Here is a 1,379-nt window from a genome sequence, read left to right as displayed (position 1 = left end):
ATTACCCATGAAAAAGAGAGTCGAGATATGGAAGCCCTTTCTGATAAGTTGAGCAAAATAGAACAATTCAACGGTATCACCATATAATGAGGAGAACGAGCGATGAAAAGAGAAATCATAACCATTGAAGAGAACGGGAAAGTCCATATCCCAACACCTTCCATTTGGATGTCGGCTTGTGAAATAGCTGATTTGTTCAATGTATTCTCCGGCAAGGTAAATGGTCATATCAAGTCCATCTTCAAAGAGGGCTTACTCAGAGAAAATGAAGTGACGCAAACCTTATCTTTCAAGGGAGGAGCAGTGGATTTGTACAATATAGAGATGATAACGATGCTATCATTTCGCATTTCTTCTCCACAAGCCAAGAGTTNGTGGATTTGTACAATATAGAGATGATAACGATGCTATCATTTCGCATTTCTTCTCCACAAGCCAAGAGTTTCCGTAAATGGACAATCAGAAGACTGACAGAAAGGAAGAAATCTATTCCTCCCCTACTTGTGTGCTATAACAAAGACAGATGGTACAATTAAAACTAAATATAACAAACCTATCACCTTCAGATAATACCAACTGCCATCTCATCCGATTTTTCAAATACTTGAAAAGAAGCATAAAAACCATCACTCAAAAGATACTGAATAATCTTGCATTCGTTCAGTATCTTTTCTCATATTACTTAGTGTCTTTTTGTAACAATTCGAGTACATTTAAATTCTCATCTATAGTAATATCTTCCGTAAGTGAAATAATCCTCCCACTTCGGAAGAGATAACAAAGGAGGAAACATTATCGAATTATGGCAACAAAACTCACTCCAAAAGAAAATGCTGCGAATATGCAAAACCCAAACAAAGGGNACTTCGGAAGAGATAACAAAGGAGGAAACATTATCGAATTATGGCAACAAAACTCACTCCAAAAGAAAATGCTGCGAATATGCAAAACCCAAACAAAGGGACAAAAGGGACTAATCGACAATATGACCAAAATCAAGGTAACAGAGGCAAACAGTTAAATACCAACAGAAAAAAAATAGAGTGCCACAATTAAGAAACAGGCAGTAAGAATTATTTTTCTTACTGCCTGTTTTTCTTTCAAAGTTTCTCAAACCGAGGGCGATAATTCTCTTGCAACAGCTTTTCCACATCCTCTTCTCGGTAGAGTACCTTTCCACCTAACTTGATAAAGGAAATCCTTCCCATGTTGCGATAGTCTTGCAACGTGCGTCGATTGATGTGCAATAGACGGGACAACTCATCATCCGTCAGGTAGCGATGACCGTTAAGCAGAGGTCTGTTCTTTTTCCGCAGAGCATCTATGCCTTTCATCATGCGGTCGCCGGCGTTGAAAAAGTACGCAATCTCTTTGTCGTT

Annotated in this window: 1 protein-coding gene and 1 pseudogene; one reads left to right on the top strand and one right to left on the bottom strand. The window is 38.4% G+C overall.

What is annotated here, in order from left to right; translation table 11 throughout:
- The first annotated feature begins 102 nt into the window (after positions 1-102).
- Positions 103-536 (top strand): annotated as a pseudogene (locus JT26_RS10215) (hypothetical protein).
- 564 nt (positions 537-1,100) lie between these two features.
- On the opposite strand, the gene JT26_RS06625 reads toward JT26_RS10215, so the two are convergent.
- The coding region (locus JT26_RS06625; RefSeq protein ID WP_235300040.1) for a helix-turn-helix domain-containing protein at positions 1,101-1,379 on the bottom strand (279 nt) is incomplete at its 5' end.

Source organism: Porphyromonas sp. COT-108 OH1349 (genome assembly GCF_000768755.1).
GTDB classification, from domain to species: Bacteria; Bacteroidota; Bacteroidia; order Bacteroidales; family Porphyromonadaceae; genus Porphyromonas_A; species Porphyromonas_A canoris.
The sequence above is the reverse complement of the archived record's forward strand: the minus strand, read 5'-3'. Positions and strand labels throughout refer to the sequence as shown.